Here is an 18,176-nt window from a genome sequence, read left to right as displayed (position 1 = left end):
GACCACGACCGCCAAGGCGCCGGCCAAGAAGTCGGCACCGGCCAAGAAGAGCAGCTCGTCCAGCACGGCCAAGAAGGCGCCGGCGAAGAAGACCGCCAAGAAGTCCTGACCGCCGCCGCCCAGCGATCGAGGGCGGGTCACCCCTGGGGGGTGGCCCGCCTTCCGCTTGCCCGGGCCGTGTGCGGGCCCACGCCCGCGACGAGCGCCGCGCCCAGGTCGGCGAAGTCGTCGACATCGGTGCGAACGCTGGTCGCGTGCGCGCCGACCTCCGTCGCCCCGTCCTCGACGTGCCGGGCCGCCGAGCCGAGCCCGAAGCTCGGGTCGAAGCGGTCGGCCGGCGCCGCGTAGAGGGTCGTGCCGACCCCGGCCCGGTCGCGCACGAACGCCGATCCGCCGTCCGCCACGACGTCCGTGACCTCCGCCAGCACCCCGGCCAGCTCGTCGGGCCGCAGCGCCGGCAGGTCGGCGCAGAGCGCCACCGGGACGGCGTACGGCCACCGGCGGGCGACCTCTGCCGCTCCCTGGACCAGCGTGGCGTTGAGGTCGTCGCTCGCTCCGTCGGGCATCACCTCGCACCCGAGGTCGCGCACCGTGGCGGCCAGCCGGAAGTCGTCGGTGACCACGAGGACGGTCTCCACGCCGGGCGTCGCGCGCGCGGCCTCGACGGTGTCGAGGGCGAAGGCCTGCGCGAGCGCGCGACGCTGCTCGTCGGGCAGTCCCCGGTCGGCGGCACCGAGCCGGGACTTGCCGAACGCAGGAGGCTTCACGGGTACGACGACCACGCAGGGCGCGCGGTCGGCAGCAGAGGTGCGGGGGCTGGACATCACCCCCGATCCTCGCATCCGAGACCAGCGCGCCGCTGCGGTCCCCGGGCCCGGCCGAGCGAGTAGCCTGCTCGCGACGCAGGGAGCGTCCGGGGCCGCGGGACGGCCCGGCACGAGCAACGGGAGGGGTGACGGGTGCGCGTCAGGAAGCTGGAGCGGAAGCGCGGCTGGGCGATGACCGTCGCGGCGTCGATCCTCAAGCCGACGTTGCTCACCGCCACCTCCCGCACCTGGATCGACGGCGAGAAGATCCCGGCCACCGGCGGCTGCATCATCGCGATCAACCACATCTCGCACGTCGACCCGCTGCTGTCCGCGCACTTCGTCTACGACCACGGCCGGCTGCCGCGCTACCTCGCGAAGTCGGGACTGTTCAAGAACAAGTACCTCGGTGCCTTCCTCACCTCCGCCGGGCAGATCCCCGTCGAGCGGCTCAGCCGCAACGCGATCGGTGCCTACGACGCCGCGGTCCGGGCGATCGGCGACGGCGAGTGCATCATCATCTATCCCGAGGGCACGCTCACCCGCGACCCCGACCTGTGGCCGATGAAGGGCAAGACCGGCGCGGCCCGGATCGCCCTCGCCACCGGCTGCCCGGTCATCCCGGTCGGCCAGTGGGGTGCGCAGGAGGTGCTGGCCCCCTACACCAAGACGCCGCACCTCGTGCCGCGCAAGAACATCGTGATGAAGGCCGGTGACCCGGTGCCGCTGGACGACCTCGTCGCCGGACCGCACACCCCCGAGGCCACGGCGCGCGCGACCGAGCGCATCATGGCCGCCATCACCGAGCTCGTCGAGGACGTCCGCGGTGGCACCGCCCCGGCCGAGCGCTTCGACCCGCGCCAGCGCGGCGTACGCGAGACCGGGAACCCCCACGACGACGCCAGTCCGGCGCGTCAGCGAAGCAGGAGGAAGCGCGACCGATGACGAAGATCGCAGTGTTCAGCGCAGGCTCGTGGGGCACCGCCTTCTCGCTGGTCCTCGCCGACGCGGGCAACGACGTGACCCTCTGGGCGCGGCGCGACGACGTCGTCGACGCGATCAACGACCGTCGGGAGAACACCGACTACCTCCCGGGCATCGAGCTGCCGCCCTCCATCAGCGCCTCGACCGATCCCGAGAAGGTCGCGCACGACGCCGACGTCGTGGTGCTGACCGTCCCGTCGCAGACCCTGCGTGAGAACCTCACGAGCTGGGCCCCGATCCTGCCGCAGAAGGCGACGCTGGTCTCGCTGATGAAGGGCGTCGAGCTCGGCACGCTGATGCGGATGAGCGAGGTCATCCACGAGGTCACCGACGCCGACCCCGACCGCATCGCCGTCGTCAGCGGACCCAACCTCGCGCGCGAGATCGCCCGCCGCGAGCCGGCCGCGTCCGTCGTCGCGTGCACCGACGAGGAGCGCGCCAAGCAGATCCAGGCGATCACGCACGGCCCGTCGTGGCGCCCCTACACGTCCGTCGACGTGCTCGGCTGCGAGATCGGCGGTGCCTACAAGAACGTCGTCGGCCTCGCCGTCGGCATGGCCGTCGGCCTCGGCTTCGGCGACAACACCACGGCCTCCGTGATCACCCGCGGCCTCGCCGAGACCGCCCGCCTCGCGACCGCGCAGGGCGCCAACCCGCTCACCCTCATGGGCCTCGCCGGCCTCGGCGACCTGGTCGCCACCTGCTCCTCGCCCCTCTCGCGCAACCGCACGTTCGGCGAGCGCCTGGGTCAGGGCATGACCACCGAGGAGATCTACGCCTCGACCCGCCAGGTCGCCGAGGGCGCCAAGTCCTGCAAGTCCCTCCTGGCCCTCGCCCAGCAGACCGGCATCGACGCCCCGATCGCCGAGGCCGTCGACGCCGTCGTCGACGGCCGGATGACCGCCCAGGACATGATGAACTCCTTCATCGCGAGGGACACCAAGGCAGAAACGGACTGATGGCGCTCGCTCCGCTCGCGCGTGCTCGGCGCCCCTGAAGACGTCGTCTTCCCTCGTCGCTCCCGAGCTGTCTCGCTGCGCTCGTCGCGCTCGCTCGCTCCTCAGTCCAGACGACGTCGGGCGCCGAGCGCGTGGGCGGAGGAGTCAGGGGCGATGCGGGCCGAGCGCCTATCCCGCTGGTTGAGGTGCGAGCGCAGCGAGCCTCGAAACCAGGTCTTCTAACCGACGCAGCCGTCCAGCGCGGTGCGGAGGTCGTCCCAGAGGTCCTCCACGTCCTCGACGCCGACGGAGAGCCGGACCAGCCCGTCGGGGATGGTCGCGGCCTCGGCCTTCCAGCGCCGGCGACGTTCGAGCGTCGACTCGACACCGCCGAGCGAGGTGGCGTGCACCCACAGGCGGGTCTTGCGGCTGAGGAGGTCGGCGGCCATCTCGCCCTGCGCCAGCACGATGCTGACGATGCCGCCGAAGCCGGGGTAGCGGACCTCCGACAGCGCAGGGTGCTCGGCGAGGCGGCGTACGAGGTCCTGGGCGTTGGCCTGGGCACGCTCGACGCGCAGGTGGAGGGTGCGCAGCCCGCGCAGCGTCAACCACGCCTCGAACGGGCCGGGGATCGCGCCGACGAGGTCGCGGCGGCCCTTGAGCACGGCGTACAGCTCGTCGTCGCGCGTGACGATCGCGCCCATCTGCACGTCGGAGTGGCCGGCGAGGTACTTGGTCGCCGAGTGCACCACGAGGTCGACGGCGTCCTCGAGCGGGCGCTGCAGCAGGGGAGTGGCGAAGGTGTTGTCGACCACGACGTAGGCGCCCGCCTCGTGCGCAGCTGCGGTGATCGTCGCGATGTCCGCGACCTCCAGGGCCGGGTTCGTCGGCGACTCGAGCCAGACCAGGGCGGCGTCGGCACAGGCCGCCACGACCGCCTCGGTGTCGGTGACGTCCACCATCTCCGCACGCAGCCGGCCGCGTGCCTCGAGGTCGGCCAGCTGCATGATCGTGCCGGTGTAGGCGTGCTTCGGGACGACGACCTTGCCGTCCGCGCCGACGAGGTCGAGCACCGTCGCGGCCGCCGCGAGCCCGGAGGCGAACGTCAGGCACCGCCCACCCTCGAGGGCACCGAGCGCGTCCTCGAGCGCGGTCCAGGTCGGGTTGCCGTAGCGGCCGTACTCCACGTCGCCGCCAGCGACGTAGGTGGCCGCCATGGTGATGGGCTCGTTGAGCGGGGCGTCGGGCGTCTTGTCCGGGCGACCGGCCGTGACGGCCAGCGTGGAGAGCGCCAGCGTCGCGGGCCTGAGCGGAGAGTCTGCAGCCATGCGCGCCAGCGTAGGTGGATAGGGTCGAGCCGATGAACGACACCTCCCCTGACACGCCCCCCGGCCCCGCGGCACGCAAGCCGCGCGTCGCCGTCGTCTTCGGCGGACGCTCCTCCGAGCACGGCATCTCCTGCGTCACCGCCGGCAGCGTGCTGGCCGCCATCGACCGCGACGTGTACGACGTCGTGCCGGTCGGGATCGCGACCGACGGCCGCTGGGTGCTGGAGGCCGACGAGCCCACGCGCCTGGCGATCCGGGGCAGCGAGCTCCCCACGGTCGACGCCGACCGGTCACCGGTCGCCCTCATGGGCGCGACGACCGGCACCGACCTGGTGGTCACCGAGCCGTCGAGCGTCCCGTCGGTGATCGGCGAGGTCGACGTGGTCTTCCCGCTGCTGCACGGCCCGTGGGGCGAGGACGGGACGCTGCAGGGGATGCTCGAGATGGCCGGGGTCCGCTACGTCGGGTCCGGCGTCCTGGCGTCCGCGATCGGGATGGACAAGGCCTACATGAAGGTGGTCCTCCAGGCCGCCGGTCTCCCGGTCACCCCGGGGATCGTGGTCACCCGCACCGAGCTCGCGCAGGACCCCGTCGGCGTACGCACGCGGATCGAGGAGCTCGGCTTCCCCTCGTTCGCCAAGCCCGCACGCGCCGGGTCGAGCATGGGGATCAGCAAGATCCACGACGCCTCCGAGGTCGAGGAGGCGCTGGAGGAGGCGTTCCGGCACGACCCGAAGGTGCTCGTCGAGCAGTCGATGGAGGGCGCGCGCGAGGTGGAGTGCGGCGTGCTCGGCACCCTCGAGGGTCCCCCGGAGACGTCGCGACCCGGTGAGGTGCGCACCGGCGGGGACCACGAGTTCTACGACTTCGAGGCCAAGTACCTCGCCGACCAGCACACCGAGATCGACATCCCGGCCGACCTCCCCGCGGAGACCGAGCAGCAGGTGCGGGCGATGGCGGTCCGTGCCTTCGAGGCGCTGTCGTGCGAGGGGCTCGCGCGCGTCGACTTCTTCGTGATGCCCGACGGCACGCTCGTGATCAACGAGCTCAACACGATGCCCGGCTTCACGCCGACGTCGATGTACCCCCAGCTCTGGGCGGCGTCGGGGATGGCCTACCCCGACCTGGTCGACCGGCTGGTCCAGCTGGCGCTGAAGCGCGACACCGGCCTGCGCTGAGCCCTCACAGGCAGGGGAGACCCTCGCCGAGGTGCTCCTCCAGCACGGGTGCGAGCTCCGCCAGTGCGCGGTCGATGCCCTCGGTGCGGTGCTCCTCGGGCACCAGCACCGCGACGTACGGCGTCCGGCTCAGGGCGATCGCCGTCGCGTCCTCGGACGGGTCGGACAGCTCGTCGTCGGGGACGTACCACCCGACGCCCGCGACCACGTTGCACTCCGCGGTCGGCTCGTAGTCCTCCGGCTCCGGCACGCCGCACGTGAGGACGTACGCCGGGTCGCCCCACGCCGCGCCGAGCGCACCGTCGGGCTCGACCGGGGTGCTGGGCTCACCGGCCAGGGTGTCGGGGAGGTCGTCGACCAGTGCCTCGCAGGCGGCCCGGTCGGCGCCGGAGAGGTCGTGCTCCTCGATCTGCGGCGGACCGGACGAGCAGCCGCCGAGCAGCACCAGCCCGGCAGCGGCCGCGGACGCGACGACGCCCCGGCCCGTCGAGGGGCCGAGGCGTCGGCGTGGGTGCACGTGTGTCAGGTCGGCCAGGTCAGATGTGGACGACGGGGCACGTCAGCGTGCGGGTGATGCCGTCGAGGTTCTGCACCTTCGACACCACGAGCTTGCCCAGCTCGTCGACGTTCTTGGCCTCGGCGCGCACGATCACGTCGTAGGGACCGGTGACGTCCTCGGCGAGGGTGACGCCACTGACCTGGGCGATCTCGCGGGCAACTTCGGCAGCCTTGCCGACGTCGGTCTGGATCAGGATGTAGGCCTGGACGACCATCGTGGACTCCTCGGTCTCGTTCAGCGGGGTCGGACCGGGCCAACCTACCGCGCCGCGCGGGCGGGCCGACAGGGGCCGGGTGGCGGTGGTCACCGGCCCGGTCTGGTGGGATGGGCGCATGGCGCTCACCCCAGACGCAACCCTCGCCGAGGCCGGCGAGTTCGGCCTGATCTCGGAGCTCGTCTCCCGGTTCGGCGAGATCTTCGAGGGCGACGAGCACGTGCTCGTCGGGCCCGGCGACGACGCGGCCGTGCTGCGCATCAAGCACGGCCACGTGGTCGTCTCGACCGACCTCATGGTCGAGGGCCGCCACTTCCGACGGGACTGGGCCAGCGCCGCCGACGTGGGGCACCGGGCCGCGGCGCAGAACCTCTCCGACATCAACGCCATGGGCGGCACCGCCCGCCACCTGACCATCGGGCTCGCGGCTCCCGCGGACCTGCCCGTCTCCTGGGCGCTGGACTTCGCGCGCGGCTTCGCCGACGAGTGCGCCGGTGTCGGCGCCAGCGTCGTCGGCGGCGACCTCACCCGGTCCGACCAGCTGTTGATCGCCGTCACCGTGCTCGGCCAGTGCTTCCAGTCCCCGGTGCTGCGCTCGGGCGCCCAGCCCGGGGACGTGCTCGCGCTCACCGGCCGGCAGGGCTGGGCGGCCGGCGGGCTCGCCGTGCTCGGCCGCGGCTTCCGCTCCCCGCGGGTGCTCGTCGAGGCCTACCGCCGACCCGAGCCGCCGTACGCCGCCGGCAAGGAGGCCGCCGAGGCCGGAGCGACCTCCCTCATCGACATCTCCGACGGCCTCCTGGCCGAGGCCGCGCACCTCGCGGAGGCGAGCGGCGTCGCCATCGACGTACGACGTGACGCCTTCGACGTGCCCGAGCCGCTGCAGGCGGTGGGTGCGGCGCTGGGCGCCGACCCGCTGGAGTTCATCCTCTCCGGCGGCGACGACCACGCCCTGCTCGCGACCTTCCCCGACACCGCGTCGATCCCCGCCGGCTGGCAGGTGGTCGGCGAGGTGCGGGCGGGGGAGGGCGTCACCGTCGACGGCGGGGAGTACGACGGCCCCACCGGCTGGACCCACTTCTGACCCCGCGCCGCGGTAGTCGCCTAAGTTCTGGACCCCGGGAGGGCGGGGAGTCGGAGCACGACGAAGCCCCCGCCGCATCAGCGACGGGGGCTTCGACGAAGACTCTTCGTCAGGTCAGCGCGAGACCTTGCCGGCCTTGAGGCAGCCGGTGCAGACGTTCAGGCGCTTGGGCGTGCCGTTCACGGTCGCCCGGACGCGCTGGATGTTGGGGTTGAAACGACGCTTGGTGATCTTGCGCGACCAGGGACGGTTGTTTCCGAAGCCCGGCTTCTTGGCGCAGATGTCGCAGACGGCAGCCACCGTGCACTCCGATCCGTTCGAGGGTGATAGATGTTCAAGGTCCGTCGCCGCTGGAGGCGGCAACAGGCAACCGCGCAAGAGTAGCCGAGGACCCGCGGCGAGATGAAATCGCAAGGCCGTCGGATCCGGGCACTACCCTGTGGCGCGCACCACAGCGCGCCCGCGCTGCCCCCATCCTGCCCCGGATCCGCCGCAGGACCCAGCCCGCCACCACCCCCCAGACGACCACGGGAGCACACCGACTCGATGGAGCCAGTCACCCACGGCATCACCCTGGACGGGGTCGCCCGGTTCGTCGACATCGCGACCGACGCCCTGTCCTCGGCGCGTGAGGAGATCGACGCGCTCAACGTCTACCCGGTCCCCGACGGCGACACCGGCACCAACATGTTCCTGACGGTCTCGGCCGCCCGCGACGAGCTGCGCGCCGCCCGCGCGGCCGACCCCGACCTGGGACTGGGCGACGGCATGGCGGTGCTCGCGCGCGCCGCCCTGCTGGGGGCGCGCGGCAACTCCGGGGTGATCCTCAGCCAGATGTTCCGTGCGTACGTCCACCACCTCGCCGGAGCCGGCCTGCAGCAGCACCCCGCGCAGACGGTCGCGGCGGCCATGGCCGAGGCGACCGACGCCAGCTACGCCGCGGTCGGCACTCCCGTCGAGGGCACCATCCTGACGGTCTCGCGGGCCGCGTCGGACGCCGCTGTGGCGGCGGCCGAGCGTCCCGGCGCCCGCACGCGCGACGTGTTCACCGCCGCTGCCGCGGCCGCCCGGGCCGCACTGGCCAGGACCCCCGAGCAGCTGCCGGTGCTGGCCCAGGCCGGTGTCGTCGACGCCGGTGGCCGCGGCCTCTGCGTGGTCCTCGACGCCGTCGAGACCGCGTCGACCGGCCGTCGGCCGATGCCCTACACGCCGCCGATCGGCACCCACCACATCCCCGTCCCGATCGCCGCCGTGACGCACGGCGCCCCCGGTGAGGACCTCACCGAGGACGGGCCGTCCTACGAGGTGATGTACCTCCTCGACGCCGACGACGCTGCCGTCGAGGAGCTGCGCCACACCCTCGCCGGGCTCGGCGACAGCCTGGTGGTCGTCGGGGGAGACGGGCTGTGGAACGTCCACGTGCACGTCGACGACGTCGGCGCCGCGGTCGAGGCCGGCATCACCGCGGGGCGTCCCCACCGCATCCGCGTCACCCACTTCGCCGAGCAGGTCGCCGCGGCCCGGCAACGGGTCTCCACCCGCACCGGCCGCAAGGTCGTGGCGGTGGCCGCCGGGCCGGGCCTGGCCGAGCTCTTCGCGTCCGCCGGCGCCGTGGTCGTCACGGGTGGCCCGGGCCAGCGGCCCTCGACGGGCCAGCTGCTGGAGGCCATCACCGCGTGCGGTGCCGCCGAGGTCGTCGTGCTGCCCAACGACGGCGACACCGTCCGCGCCGCCGAGATCGCCGCCGGCACCGCGGTGGCCGAGCACGAGGTCTCGGTGGAGGTGATCCCGACCCACGCGCAGGTGCAGGGCCTGGCCGCGATCTCCGTCCACGAGCCCGGCCGCACCTTCGACGCCGACGTGCGCGAGATGACCGCGACCGCGCGCCACGTCCGTCACGGAGCGGTCACGGTCGCCGCCCGCCAGGCGATCACCATGGCGGGGCCGTGCGAGGCCGGTGACGCCCTCGGCGTGGTCGCCGGAGACTTCGCGGTCGTCGGCACCGACCTCGAGGAGGTCGCCCGCGACGTGCTGGAGCGGCTCCTGGCCGGCGGCGGCGAGCTGGTCACGATCGTCTCCGGCGAGGGCGGTGTCGAGCTGGCCGACCGCGTCGCCGCCCACGTCGAGCAGCACCACCCGACCGTCGACGTCGCCGTCCACGAGGGCGGCCAGCCGCGCTACCCGCTGCTGGTCAGCGTCGAGTGACCGGCACGGATCGGCTAGGAATCTCCTCATGGTCGCGATCACGCCGGACAGCCCGATCGGGGCGGTCTTCGGCTCCCACCACAAGAAGCGCAAGCTCGCCGAGGAGGGCCTCGGCCTGAAGACGGTCGGCGACCTGCTGCGCCACTTCCCGCGCCGCTACATCGCCGCCACCGAGCTCTCCGAGGTCGCCACCCCGGCGGTCGGCGAGCAGCTGACGATCGTCGGCGAGGTGCGCTCCTGCGACAGCGCGTCGTTCTTCTCCGGCAACCGCCGCCAGTTCCGTACGACGGTGCGGCTGCGCACCGACGGCCCCGACTTCTCCGTCACGCTGTTCAGCCCCTACCAGGGCCAGGCCGACCGCCACGAGGCCGAGTTCCGGCCGGGCAGCCGGGCGGTCTTCACCGGCAAGGCGAAGCAGTTCCGCGGCTCGTGGCAGCTCGACCAGCCCCACGGCTTCGCGATGGACGGGCCCGAGGGCGCGACCCTGAGCAAGCTGATGCCCGTCTACCCGCTCACCGCCAAGCTCTACACGTGGGACCTCCAGAAGGTCATCAGCACTGCCCTCGACCTCGTCACCGGCGTCCCCGACGTCTTCACCCCCGAGCTCCGTGAGCGGTTCGGCCTGCTCGGCATCATGCAGGCCCTGCGCTGGATCCACGCCCCCGACGACTGGAGCGAGCTGGGCGCTGCCCAGAAGCGGTTCCGGTTCGAGGAGGCGCTCGTCCTCCAGCTGGTCCTCGCCCGCCGTCGGGCGGCACACCGCGCGCTCGGAGCGCAGTCCCGCGCGCCGCGCACCGACGGCGTGCTCGCCGCCTTCGACGCCCGGCTGCCCTTCGAGCTCACCGGGGGACAGCGCGAGATCGGCGACGTGGTGGCCGAGGAGCTCGCCCGCGACCACCCCATGAACCGGCTCCTGCAGGGCGAGGTCGGCTCCGGCAAGACCCTGGTCGCCCTCCGCGCCATGCTGCAGGTCGTCGACGCCGGCGGCCAGGCTGCGCTGCTCGCGCCCACGGAGGTGCTCGCCCAGCAGCACCACCGCTCGATCACCGCGATGCTCGGCGACCTCGCCCAGGGCGGGATGCTCGGCGGCGCCGCCGAGGCGACCACCGTCGTCCTGCTCACCGGGTCGATGGGCAAGGCCGCGCGCCAGGAGGCGATGCTGCGCATCGTCACCGGTGAGGCCGGCATCGTCATCGGCACCCACGCCCTCCTCGAGGACAAGGTCGAGTTCGCCGACCTCGGTCTGGTCGTCGTCGACGAGCAGCACCGGTTCGGTGTCGAGCAGCGGGCCGCGCTCACCGACAAGGCCGGCTCGCCGCCCCACGTCCTGGTCATGACCGCCACGCCCATCCCGCGGACGGTGGCGATGACGGTGTTCGGCGACCTCGAGACGTCGGTGCTCGCCGAGCTGCCCGCGGGGCGCGCGCCGATCCAGACCAACGTCGTGCCCCTCGCCGACCAGCCCTCCTGGATCGAGCGGGTCTGGCAGCGCGTCCGCGAGGAGGTCGAGAAGGGGCATCAGGTCTACGTCGTGTGCCCCCGCATCTCCGGCGACGCCGGCGAGGAGGGCGAGTCCGACCAGGTCGACCTCGACGAGAGCGGCGCCGAGGTCGCGCCGAGGCGTGCGCTGGCCGCCGTCGAGGAGGTGCACGCCGAGCTGGCCGCCGGCCCCCTGGCCGGCCTGCGCACCGCGATCCTGCACGGCAAGCTGCCGCCGGAGGAGAAGGACCGCACCATGCGCGCGTTCGCCGCCGGCGAGGTCGACGTGCTGGTCTCCACCACGGTCATCGAGGTCGGCGTCGACGTGCACAACGCGACCACGATGGTGCTCCTCGACGCCGACCGGTTCGGCGTCTCCCAGCTCCACCAGCTGCGCGGCCGCGTCGGTCGTGGCGGGCTGCCCGGCCTGTGCCTCCTCGTCTCCCACGCCGAGGCTGGGTCGCCCGCCCGCGAGCGCCTCGACGCCGTCGCGGCGACCACCGACGGCTTCGAGCTGAGCCGCGTGGACCTCGAGCAGCGGCGCGAGGGCGACGTCCTGGGCGCCAACCAGTCCGGTTTCCGCTCGAGTCTCGTCACACTTCGGGTATTGCGGGACGAGAAGACCATCGTCCGTGCCCGTGAGGCCGCGGAGGCGCTACTCTCCGAGGACCCCGGTCTCGCGCAGTCGCCCGACCTGGCCGCGGCGGTCGCCGAGGTCGAGCGATCCGCGGCCTCGGGATTCATGGAGAAGGGCTGAGCGCGACGACATGACTCGGATCATCGGGGGAACGGCGGGGGGCCGCCGTCTGGAGACGCCGCGCGGCCAGACCACGCGGCCCACGAGCGACCGGGTCCGCGAGGCGCTGTTCTCCGCCGTCGAGTCGCGCACGGGCTCCCTCGACGGGCTGCGCTTCCTCGACCTGTACGCCGGCTCCGGCGCGGTCGGCCTCGAGGCGTGGTCGCTGGGGGCGGGCGTGGTCACCCTGGTCGAGCAGGACCGCCGCACCGCCGCCCTGATCTCGCGCAACGCCGTCGCCCTCGGCTTCGCCCGGGCCAAGGTCGTCGCCACCTCCGTGGCCGCGTTCCTCCAGGCCACGCCGGCCGCCCCCTACGACATCGTCTTCTCCGACCCGCCCTACCCGATGTCCGACGGCGACGTCACGGCCGACCTGGCCGCGCTCGTCGCGCACGGGTGGCTTGTCCCGGGCGCGCTCGTCGTCGTCGAGCGCGCGGCCAAGCGCAGCGAGGTCGCCTGGCCCGAGGGGATCGAGGAGGACCGCACGAAGCGCTACGGCGAGACCGCGCTTTGGTACGGTCACGCCACCCCGGCACCCTGACCCCCAGGCGCCCCAGCCCAGCACGGAGGGAGACCCGCGTGCGACGCGCTGTCTGCCCCGGGTCCTTCGACCCGGTGACCAACGGCCACCTCGACATCGTCGGTCGCGCCGCGCGGCTCTTCGACGAGGTCGTGGTCGCCATCGGCGTGAACATGAGCAAGAACCGGCTCTTCACCCCAGACGAGCGCATCGCGATGCTCGAGGAGGCCACCGCCGACATCCCCAACGTGCGGGTGTCCGGCTTCGACGGGCTGATCGTGGACTTCTGCCGCGAGATCGACGCCGTGGCGATCGTGAAGGGGCTGCGCGGTGCGGGCGACTACGAGTACGAGCTCCCGATGGCCCAGATGAACTCCCACCTCACCCGGGTCGAGACGGTCTTCCTGCCCGGTGCCGTCGGCAACGCGTTCGTGTCCTCGAGCCTGATCAAGGAGGTCGCCGCCCTCGGCGGCGACGTGAGCGGCCTGGTGCCGGAGCCCGTCCGCGAGGCGCTCGTACGACGCCTCGACGAGCGTCGTTCCTGACGTGACGGCGGCCCACGAGTCGCCTCCCGCCCCACTCGTTTTGCCCCGTCACCCGGGCGACGGATACGATTCCGAGGTTGTGTTGGTGTCCAGATGTGGGAGTTCGACGTGAGCAGCCTGGACCCGAGGGCGCCGCTCGTGCTTGACACGCGCGAGCTCGGGCGCCGCCCGGGGTCCCAGCGTGAGCTCGAGCTCTCCGTTCCGGCACCAGCAGAACTTGGTATCGAAGTCCTCTCTGTCCCCGAAGGATCGCCGGTCGAGCTCGACCTGCGGCTGGAGGCGGTCATGGAGGGCGTGCTGCTCACGGGCACGGCCACGGCCAGGCTCGAGGGGGAGTGCGTGCGGTGCCTGGAGCCGATCGAGGACGAGATCCACGCGACGCTCCAGGAGCTCTACGTCTACCCCGACCAGCACGACAGGGCCACGGAGAACGACGACCGTGACCTCGACGACGAGACCAGCCTCCTCGAGGACGACCTGCTCGACCTCGAGCCCCTGCTGCGGGACGCGGTGGTGCTCGCACTGCCGTTCCAGCCGCTGTGCATGGACGATTGCCCCGGGTTGTGCACCGAGTGTGGTGCGCGGCTCGCGGACGACCCGGACCACACGCACGAGGCGCCGATCGACCCCCGCTGGGCAGGACTCGCAGAACTCCAGCAGGATCCCCAGGACTGACCGACTCACCGGGACCATCCCGGCTGAAGCAAGCAACAGGAGACAACCATGGCTGTTCCGAAGCGGAAGATGTCGCGCAGCAACACGCGTCACCGCCGTTCGCAGTGGAAGGCCGTCGCGCCGACCCTCGTGACGTGCGCCAACCCCGCCTGCGGCGCCAAGCACCTCCCGCACCGCGCGTGCGGTCAGTGCGGCCAGTACGGCGCCCGGGCCGACCGTCGCCAGGTCCTCTGACCACCGACGAGCTCCGCGCAGCGCTCGGTGATCCGGTCCTGGATCCCGAGCTGCTGCAGCGTGCGCTGACGCACCGCTCGTTCGCCTACGAGAACGGGCAGATCCCGACCAACGAGCGCCTGGAGTTCCTCGGGGACTCCGTGCTCGGGGTCGTGGTGACCGAGACGCTCTACCGCGCCCACCCGGACTTCTCCGAGGGACGGCTGGCCAAGCTGCGCGCCGCGGTCGTCAACGCACGTGCCCTGGCCGAGGTGGCCCGCCGCATCGACCTCGGCCGGCACATCATGCTCGGCCGCGGTGAGGAGACCACCGGCGGCCGCGACAAGGCGTCGATCCTCTCCGACACGGTCGAGGCGGTCATCGGCGCCATCCACCTGAGCGGCGGCATGAGCGAGGCCGCGAAGGTGGTCCACCGGCTCTTCGACCCGGTGATGGAGGCCGCTGCGTCCATGGGCGCCGGCCTCGACTGGAAGACCTCCCTGCAGGAGCTGTCCGCCGAGATCGGCCTCGGCGTCCCGGAGTACCTCATCGAGGACGACGGCCCCGACCACATGAAGACCTTCGTCGCGCGCGTCCGCGTCGGCGAGCTGGTCCTCGGCAACGGCACCGGTCGCTCCAAGAAGGAGGCCGAGCAGGGCGCCGCCGAGACGGCGTACCGCGAGATCCAGGCCTCGCACAGCCGGTCCGCCGAGCCCGCGCAGCCTGCGGCGCCCGTCGACGCCGACGTCTGACCCGTGCCCGAGCTCCCCGAGGTCGAGGTCGTCCGCGCCGGCCTCGAGCACCACGTCCTCGGCAGCACCGTCGCGGCCGTCGAGGTGCTCCACCCGCGCCCGGTGCGTCGTGACCACCGTGGCTCGACCGGCTTCGCCGCCGCCCTCGTGGGCCAGCGCATCGACGCGGTCCGGCGCCGCGGCAAGTACTTCTGGCTCGCCCTCGGCAACGGCGACGCGCTCCTCGGCCACCTCGGCATGAGCGGCCAGATGCTGCTGCACGAGCCCGGCGCCCCCGACGAGCGACACCTCCGGGTGCGCTTCACGCTGGCCACCCCCGACGGCGGCCGGCTGGAGATGCGCTTCGTCGACCAGCGCATGTTCGGCGGGCTCGCCGTCTCGACCGGTGGCGCCGAGCTGCCGACCGAGATCGTGCACATCGCGCGCGACCCGATCGACCCGGACTTCGACGACGCCGAGTTCGTACGGCGCGCGCGTCGGCGCACGTCGGCGATCAAGCGGCTGCTGCTGGACCAGGGGCTGGTCTCCGGCGTCGGCAACATCTACGCCGACGAGGCGCTGTGGCGCTCCCGGCTCCACGGCGAGCGCCCCGGCGACCGGCTCACCGGGCCGGTGCTGCGTGGGCTGCTCGGTCACGTCCGCGAGGTGATGGGCGAGGCGCTCGCCCAGGGCGGCACCTCCTTCGACGCGCTCTACGTCAACGTCAACGGCGAGTCGGGCTACTTCGACCGGTCGCTCGACGCCTACGGGCGTGAGGGCGAGCCGTGCCGGCGCTGCGGGACGCCGATCCGGCGGATCGCCTTCATGAACCGGTCGTCGTACTTCTGCCCGCGCTGCCAGCGGCCACCGCGCGCCCGCTGACGTCGGGGGTGCCGGGCCCGTCCCGGCATTGACCGGACCCCGGCATGGTGCGACTCTTGTAGATGGCCGCTTCGCGGCCCCGAACCCCCTTTCTGGAAAGGCACCCCATGGCGAAAGCGCTGATGGGTCATGTGAACAGCGACGTGCGGTCCGCCTCGGTCCTGGCCGTCGAGAACAGCCGGCTCCGGCGCCGGGTCGGTGACCTGGAGGCACTGGTCCTCCGGCTGCAGGCCGAGAACGACCGCCTGGCCGCGGCCGCCCGCGACGAGCGCCCGGTCGAGGACCTGCAGCCCGCCTGAAATCCGGTGCGGACGACGAGTGCCGCGCCGTAGGGTCACCACCTTGTGAGCCCTTCGAGCCGGTCGGACCGCGACCTCCGCAGGACGAGCAGGGTGGTCGAGACCGTCTTCCCGGCGCGTCTCGGCGCTGGCTTCCGCTGGCTGGTGGCCAGCTCGTGGACCAGCAACCTCGGCGACGGGCTGATGATGGCGGCCGGCCCGCTGCTGGTCGCCTCCCAGACCCGCGACCCCGTCCTCGTGGCGCTCGCCGCGATGGCCTCGCAGCTCCCCTGGCTGCTCTTCGGGCTGGTCGCGGGCGCGCTCGCCGACCGCCTCGACCGACGCCTGGTCATCATGACCATGAACGCCGTCCGCGTCGGGGTCCTGGTCGTCCTCACCACCTTCGTGTGGACCGGGCACGTCAACATCTGGCTCGTGCTGGTCGCCCTGTTCGCGATGGGCACCGCCGAGGTGTTCGCCGACACGACCGCCTCGACCCTCGTCCCGATGCTGGTCGCCAAGCCCGACCTCGGCATCGCCAACGCCCGCATCATGGCGGGCCTGATCACCGCCAACCAGCTCGTGGGTCCCGCGCTGGGCGCGGTCCTGTTCGCCGTGGGGATGGCCGTGCCGTTCACGGTCCAGGCCGTCTGCGTGGGGCTGGGCGTCGTCCTGATCGCCCGGATCGGCACGCCGCGCGGTGCCGTCCGCGAGGACGTGGACTCCCACATCCGACAGGACATCGCCGAGGGCATGCGCTGGCTGCTCGGCAACCGCGCCGTGCGCACCCTCGCGCTGGTGATCGTGACGTTCAACGTGACCTGGGCGGCGCCGTGGTCGGTGCTCGTGCTGTGGGCCCAGGAGCGCGTCGGTGTCGACGCCGCCGGCTTCGGCCTGCTCACCACGGCCAGCGCGGTCGGGGGCCTCGTCGCCACCGTGTCCTACGGCCGGCTCGAGAAGCGGGTCCCGCTCGCCACGCTGATGCGGGCCGCCCTGCTGTGCGAGGTGCTCTTCCACCTCGCGATGGCGTTCACGACGACGTACGCCGTCGCGCTGGGCCTGATGGTCTTCTTCGGTGCGTACGCCTTCGTGTGGGGCACGCTGTCGAGCGCGGTCCGGCAGCGGGCCGTGCCGACCGAGCTGCAGGGCAGGGTCTCCTCGGTCTACATGATCTGCGTGATGGGCGGGATGCTCCTGGGCTCGCTGCTCGGCGGCCTGATCGCCCGCCAGTGGGGGCTGACCGCGCCGTGGTGGTTCGCCTTCGCGGGCGCGGGGATCACCCTCGCGCTCGTGTGGCGCGAGCTCGGGCACATCGCGCACGCCGACGAGGTCGCCACCGCCAGCGCCTGACCGGGGTCCGTCCGCATGACGGTCTGGTTCGATGGGCGGATGGATGCCCTCGCCGAGCTCGTCGGGTCCCTGCCGGACGGGGTCGTGGCCACCGACCCGGCCACCGTGGAGAACTACCGCTTCGACTGGTCCAAGGACACCGGCGCCGGCACCCCGGTCGCCGTCGTGCGGGCGCACGACGCCGCGCAGGTGCAGGCCGCGGTCCGGTGGGCCGCGACGCACGGGGTGCCCGTCGTGCCGCGTGGGGCGGGGTCCGGGCTCTCGGGCGGGTCGAGCGCCGTCGACGGCGGCATCGTGCTCAGCCTCGAGCGGATGCGCGCGATCGAGGTCGACGCCGACTGCCAGGTGGCCGTCGTCGAGCCGGGAGCCTTCAACGCCGAGGTGAAGGCCGCAGCCCGCGATTACGGGCTCTGGTACCCGCCCGACCCGTCGTCGTACGAGATCTGCTCCATCGGCGGCAACGTCGCGACCAACGCGGGCGGCCTGTGCTGCGTGAAGTACGGCGTCACGACCGACTACGTCCTCGGCCTCGACGTGGTGCTGGCCGACGGCACGCTGGTCACGCTCGGCGGCAAGCGGATCAAGGACGTCGCCGGGCTCTCGCTGCTCAAGCTGTTCGTGGGCTCCGAGGGGACCCTCGGGGTCGTCACGCGCGCGATCCTCCGACTGGTGCCGCTGCCGCTCCCTCCGGCGACGCTCGTGGCGGCGTTCCCGACCGTGGCCGAGGCGGCCCGGGCCGTGGTGTCCGTGCGCCGCACCATGCGCCCCTCGATGATGGAGCTGATGGACCAGGCCTCCATCAACGCGGTCGAGGACCACTCGCCGCGAGGGCTGGACCGCACGGCGGGCGCGCTGCTGGTCGTGCAGTCCGACGCGCCGGGGAAGGCCCGGGTCGCCGAGATCGCGACCGTCGAGGCGGCGTGCGAGGCCGCCGGGGCGACCGAGGTCGTGGTGACCGACGACCCGGACGAGGGTGAGATGTTCGTCGCGGCCCGCCGGGCGGCCTTCCCGGCCGTCGAGGCGCGCGGCGCCCTGCTGCTCGAGGACGTCGGCGTCCCGGTCCCGCTGCTGCCCGACCTGCTGGCGGCGGTCGCCGACATCGCCCGGCAGCACGACGTGGAGATCCCGACCGTCGCCCACGCGGGCGACGGCAACACCCACCCGATCATCGTCTACGACGCCGCCGATCCGGACTCCGAGCGCCGGGCGCGGGCCGCCTTCGACGACATCCTGCAGGCGGCGATCCGGCTCGGCGGCACCATCACCGGCGAGCACGGGGTGGGCCGCACGAAGAAGTCCGCGCTGCCCGACCAGCTGGGCGACGACGTGATGGCGCTGAGCCGCCGGATCAAGGACGCCCTCGACCCCGCGGGGATCCTCAACCCGGGCGCCGTGCTCTGACCGCCCACGTTCG

Annotated in this window: 20 protein-coding genes; 15 read left to right on the top strand and 5 right to left on the bottom strand. The window is 73.0% G+C overall.

Annotated features, from left to right (window positions below; translation table 11 throughout):
• Nucleotides 1–137: 137 nt before the first annotated feature.
• The gene (gene cofC / locus Q9S36_RS27310) at nucleotides 138–824 is read right to left on the bottom strand and encodes a 2-phospho-L-lactate guanylyltransferase (RefSeq protein WP_311287982.1); all 687 of its coding nucleotides are present in this window, start codon (nucleotides 822–824) and stop codon (nucleotides 138–140) included.
• A 135-nt stretch (nucleotides 825–959) separates the two neighbouring features.
• Between cofC and Q9S36_RS27305 the strand changes: the two genes are divergently transcribed.
• Nucleotides 960–1,751, top strand: a complete 792-nt coding sequence (locus tag Q9S36_RS27305) for a lysophospholipid acyltransferase family protein (RefSeq protein ID WP_311287981.1) — start codon at nucleotides 960–962, stop codon at nucleotides 1,749–1,751.
• Nucleotides 1,748–2,749, top strand: coding sequence for an NAD(P)H-dependent glycerol-3-phosphate dehydrogenase (locus Q9S36_RS27300; RefSeq protein WP_311287980.1), 1,002 nt, complete (start codon nucleotides 1,748–1,750; stop codon nucleotides 2,747–2,749). The genes Q9S36_RS27305 and Q9S36_RS27300 overlap by 4 nt, the downstream gene beginning before the upstream one ends.
• Before the next feature lie 218 nt (nucleotides 2,750–2,967).
• Here the strand turns inward: Q9S36_RS27300 and Q9S36_RS27295 are convergent, their stop codons facing one another.
• Entirely contained in the window at nucleotides 2,968–4,056 is a 1,089-nt protein-coding gene (locus tag Q9S36_RS27295; protein ID WP_311287979.1) for a PLP-dependent aspartate aminotransferase family protein, read from the bottom strand.
• A 32-nt stretch (nucleotides 4,057–4,088) separates the two neighbouring features.
• Here Q9S36_RS27295 and Q9S36_RS27290 point away from each other — a divergent pair, with 32 nt between their 5' ends.
• Nucleotides 4,089–5,234 (top strand): D-alanine--D-alanine ligase family protein, encoded by a 1,146-nt coding sequence (locus Q9S36_RS27290; RefSeq protein ID WP_311287977.1) that lies wholly within the window; start codon nucleotides 4,089–4,091, stop codon nucleotides 5,232–5,234.
• A gap of 4 nt (nucleotides 5,235–5,238) precedes the next feature.
• Here the strand turns inward: Q9S36_RS27290 and Q9S36_RS27285 are convergent, their stop codons facing one another.
• Complete coding sequence (locus Q9S36_RS27285; protein ID WP_311287976.1) at nucleotides 5,239–5,751, bottom strand: DUF3515 domain-containing protein; 513 nt, start codon at nucleotides 5,749–5,751, stop codon at nucleotides 5,239–5,241.
• Nucleotides 5,752–5,770: 19 nt separating this feature from the next.
• Entirely contained in the window at nucleotides 5,771–6,007 is a 237-nt protein-coding gene (locus Q9S36_RS27280; protein ID WP_056602604.1) for an Lrp/AsnC family transcriptional regulator, read from the bottom strand.
• 118 nt (nucleotides 6,008–6,125) lie between these two features.
• Here Q9S36_RS27280 and Q9S36_RS27275 point away from each other — a divergent pair, with 118 nt between their 5' ends.
• Complete coding sequence (locus Q9S36_RS27275; protein WP_311287975.1) at nucleotides 6,126–7,088, top strand: thiamine-phosphate kinase; 963 nt, start codon at nucleotides 6,126–6,128, stop codon at nucleotides 7,086–7,088.
• A 114-nt stretch (nucleotides 7,089–7,202) separates the two neighbouring features.
• On the opposite strand, the gene rpmB is transcribed toward Q9S36_RS27275, so the two are convergent.
• On the bottom strand, nucleotides 7,203–7,388 hold the full coding sequence (gene rpmB / locus Q9S36_RS27270) for a 50S ribosomal protein L28 (protein ID WP_056602600.1): 186 nt from the start codon (nucleotides 7,386–7,388) through the stop codon (nucleotides 7,203–7,205).
• Between the two features lie 246 nt (nucleotides 7,389–7,634).
• On the opposite strand from rpmB, the gene Q9S36_RS27265 reads away from it, so the two are divergent.
• The 11 genes from Q9S36_RS27265 (at nucleotide 7,635) to Q9S36_RS27215 (ending at nucleotide 18,163) form a co-directional block, all read left to right on the top strand.
• Nucleotides 7,635–9,293, top strand: a complete 1,659-nt coding sequence (locus Q9S36_RS27265; RefSeq protein WP_311287974.1) for a DAK2 domain-containing protein — start codon at nucleotides 7,635–7,637, stop codon at nucleotides 9,291–9,293.
• A gap of 28 nt (nucleotides 9,294–9,321) precedes the next feature.
• Nucleotides 9,322–11,529, top strand: a complete 2,208-nt coding sequence (locus Q9S36_RS27260) for an ATP-dependent DNA helicase RecG (protein ID WP_311287973.1) — start codon at nucleotides 9,322–9,324, stop codon at nucleotides 11,527–11,529.
• A gap of 10 nt (nucleotides 11,530–11,539) precedes the next feature.
• Entirely contained in the window at nucleotides 11,540–12,109 is a 570-nt protein-coding gene (rsmD, locus tag Q9S36_RS27255) for a 16S rRNA (guanine(966)-N(2))-methyltransferase RsmD (RefSeq protein WP_311287972.1), read from the top strand.
• 38 nt (nucleotides 12,110–12,147) lie between these two features.
• A complete protein-coding gene (gene coaD / locus Q9S36_RS27250) occupies nucleotides 12,148–12,633 on the top strand; it encodes a pantetheine-phosphate adenylyltransferase (RefSeq protein ID WP_311287971.1) in 486 nt (161 codons plus the stop codon).
• 108 nt (nucleotides 12,634–12,741) lie between these two features.
• Nucleotides 12,742–13,308 carry a YceD family protein gene (locus tag Q9S36_RS27245; RefSeq protein WP_396653854.1) on the top strand — a complete coding sequence of 189 codons (567 nt, stop codon included), beginning with the start codon at nucleotides 12,742–12,744 and terminating at the stop codon, nucleotides 13,306–13,308.
• Between the two features lie 48 nt (nucleotides 13,309–13,356).
• Nucleotides 13,357–13,542, top strand: coding sequence for a 50S ribosomal protein L32 (gene rpmF / locus Q9S36_RS27240; protein ID WP_056906555.1), 186 nt, complete (start codon nucleotides 13,357–13,359; stop codon nucleotides 13,540–13,542).
• Entirely contained in the window at nucleotides 13,539–14,273 is a 735-nt protein-coding gene (gene rnc, locus Q9S36_RS27235) for a ribonuclease III (protein ID WP_311287986.1), read from the top strand. The genes rpmF and rnc overlap by 4 nt, the downstream gene beginning before the upstream one ends.
• Nucleotides 14,274–14,276: 3 nt before the next feature.
• Nucleotides 14,277–15,134 carry a bifunctional DNA-formamidopyrimidine glycosylase/DNA-(apurinic or apyrimidinic site) lyase gene (gene mutM, locus Q9S36_RS27230; protein WP_311287969.1) on the top strand — a complete coding sequence of 286 codons (858 nt, stop codon included), beginning with the start codon at nucleotides 14,277–14,279 and terminating at the stop codon, nucleotides 15,132–15,134.
• 107 nt (nucleotides 15,135–15,241) lie between these two features.
• On the top strand, nucleotides 15,242–15,433 hold the full coding sequence (locus Q9S36_RS27225) for a hypothetical protein (protein ID WP_311287968.1): 192 nt from the start codon (nucleotides 15,242–15,244) through the stop codon (nucleotides 15,431–15,433).
• A gap of 93 nt (nucleotides 15,434–15,526) precedes the next feature.
• Nucleotides 15,527–16,762, top strand: coding sequence for an MFS transporter (locus Q9S36_RS27220; RefSeq protein ID WP_311287967.1), 1,236 nt, complete (start codon nucleotides 15,527–15,529; stop codon nucleotides 16,760–16,762).
• A 15-nt stretch (nucleotides 16,763–16,777) separates the two neighbouring features.
• Complete coding sequence (locus tag Q9S36_RS27215) at nucleotides 16,778–18,163, top strand: FAD-linked oxidase C-terminal domain-containing protein (protein WP_311287966.1); 1,386 nt, start codon at nucleotides 16,778–16,780, stop codon at nucleotides 18,161–18,163.
• Nucleotides 18,164–18,176: the final 13 nt, after the last annotated feature.

Source organism: Microbacterium sp. ARD31 (genome assembly GCF_031844425.1).
The sequence above is the reverse complement of the archived record's forward strand: the minus strand, read 5'-3'. Positions and strand labels throughout refer to the sequence as shown.

Excerpts from the sequence above, each read along its gene's own strand:
- Q9S36_RS27260 (WP_311287973.1), top strand. The coding sequence starts at position 9,322 with ATGGTCGCGATCACGCCGGACAGCCCGATCGGGGCGGTCTTCGGCTCC.
- Q9S36_RS27280 (WP_056602604.1), bottom strand. The coding sequence starts at position 6,007 with ATGGTCGTCCAGGCCTACATCCTGATCCAGACCGACGTCGGCAAGGCT.
- Q9S36_RS27225 (WP_311287968.1), top strand. The coding sequence starts at position 15,242 with ATGGCGAAAGCGCTGATGGGTCATGTGAACAGCGACGTGCGGTCCGCC.
- Q9S36_RS27265 (WP_311287974.1), top strand. The coding sequence starts at position 7,635 with ATGGAGCCAGTCACCCACGGCATCACCCTGGACGGGGTCGCCCGGTTC.
- rsmD (WP_311287972.1), top strand. The coding sequence starts at position 11,540 with ATGACTCGGATCATCGGGGGAACGGCGGGGGGCCGCCGTCTGGAGACG.
- Q9S36_RS27215 (WP_311287966.1), top strand. The coding sequence starts at position 16,778 with ATGACGGTCTGGTTCGATGGGCGGATGGATGCCCTCGCCGAGCTCGTC.
- rpmF (WP_056906555.1), top strand. The coding sequence starts at position 13,357 with ATGGCTGTTCCGAAGCGGAAGATGTCGCGCAGCAACACGCGTCACCGC.
- cofC (WP_311287982.1), bottom strand. The coding sequence starts at position 824 with ATGTCCAGCCCCCGCACCTCTGCTGCCGACCGCGCGCCCTGCGTGGTC.
- Q9S36_RS27295 (WP_311287979.1), bottom strand. The coding sequence starts at position 4,056 with ATGGCTGCAGACTCTCCGCTCAGGCCCGCGACGCTGGCGCTCTCCACG.
- Q9S36_RS27290 (WP_311287977.1), top strand. The coding sequence starts at position 4,089 with ATGAACGACACCTCCCCTGACACGCCCCCCGGCCCCGCGGCACGCAAG.
- Q9S36_RS27275 (WP_311287975.1), top strand. The coding sequence starts at position 6,126 with ATGGCGCTCACCCCAGACGCAACCCTCGCCGAGGCCGGCGAGTTCGGC.
- Q9S36_RS27300 (WP_311287980.1), top strand. The coding sequence starts at position 1,748 with ATGACGAAGATCGCAGTGTTCAGCGCAGGCTCGTGGGGCACCGCCTTC.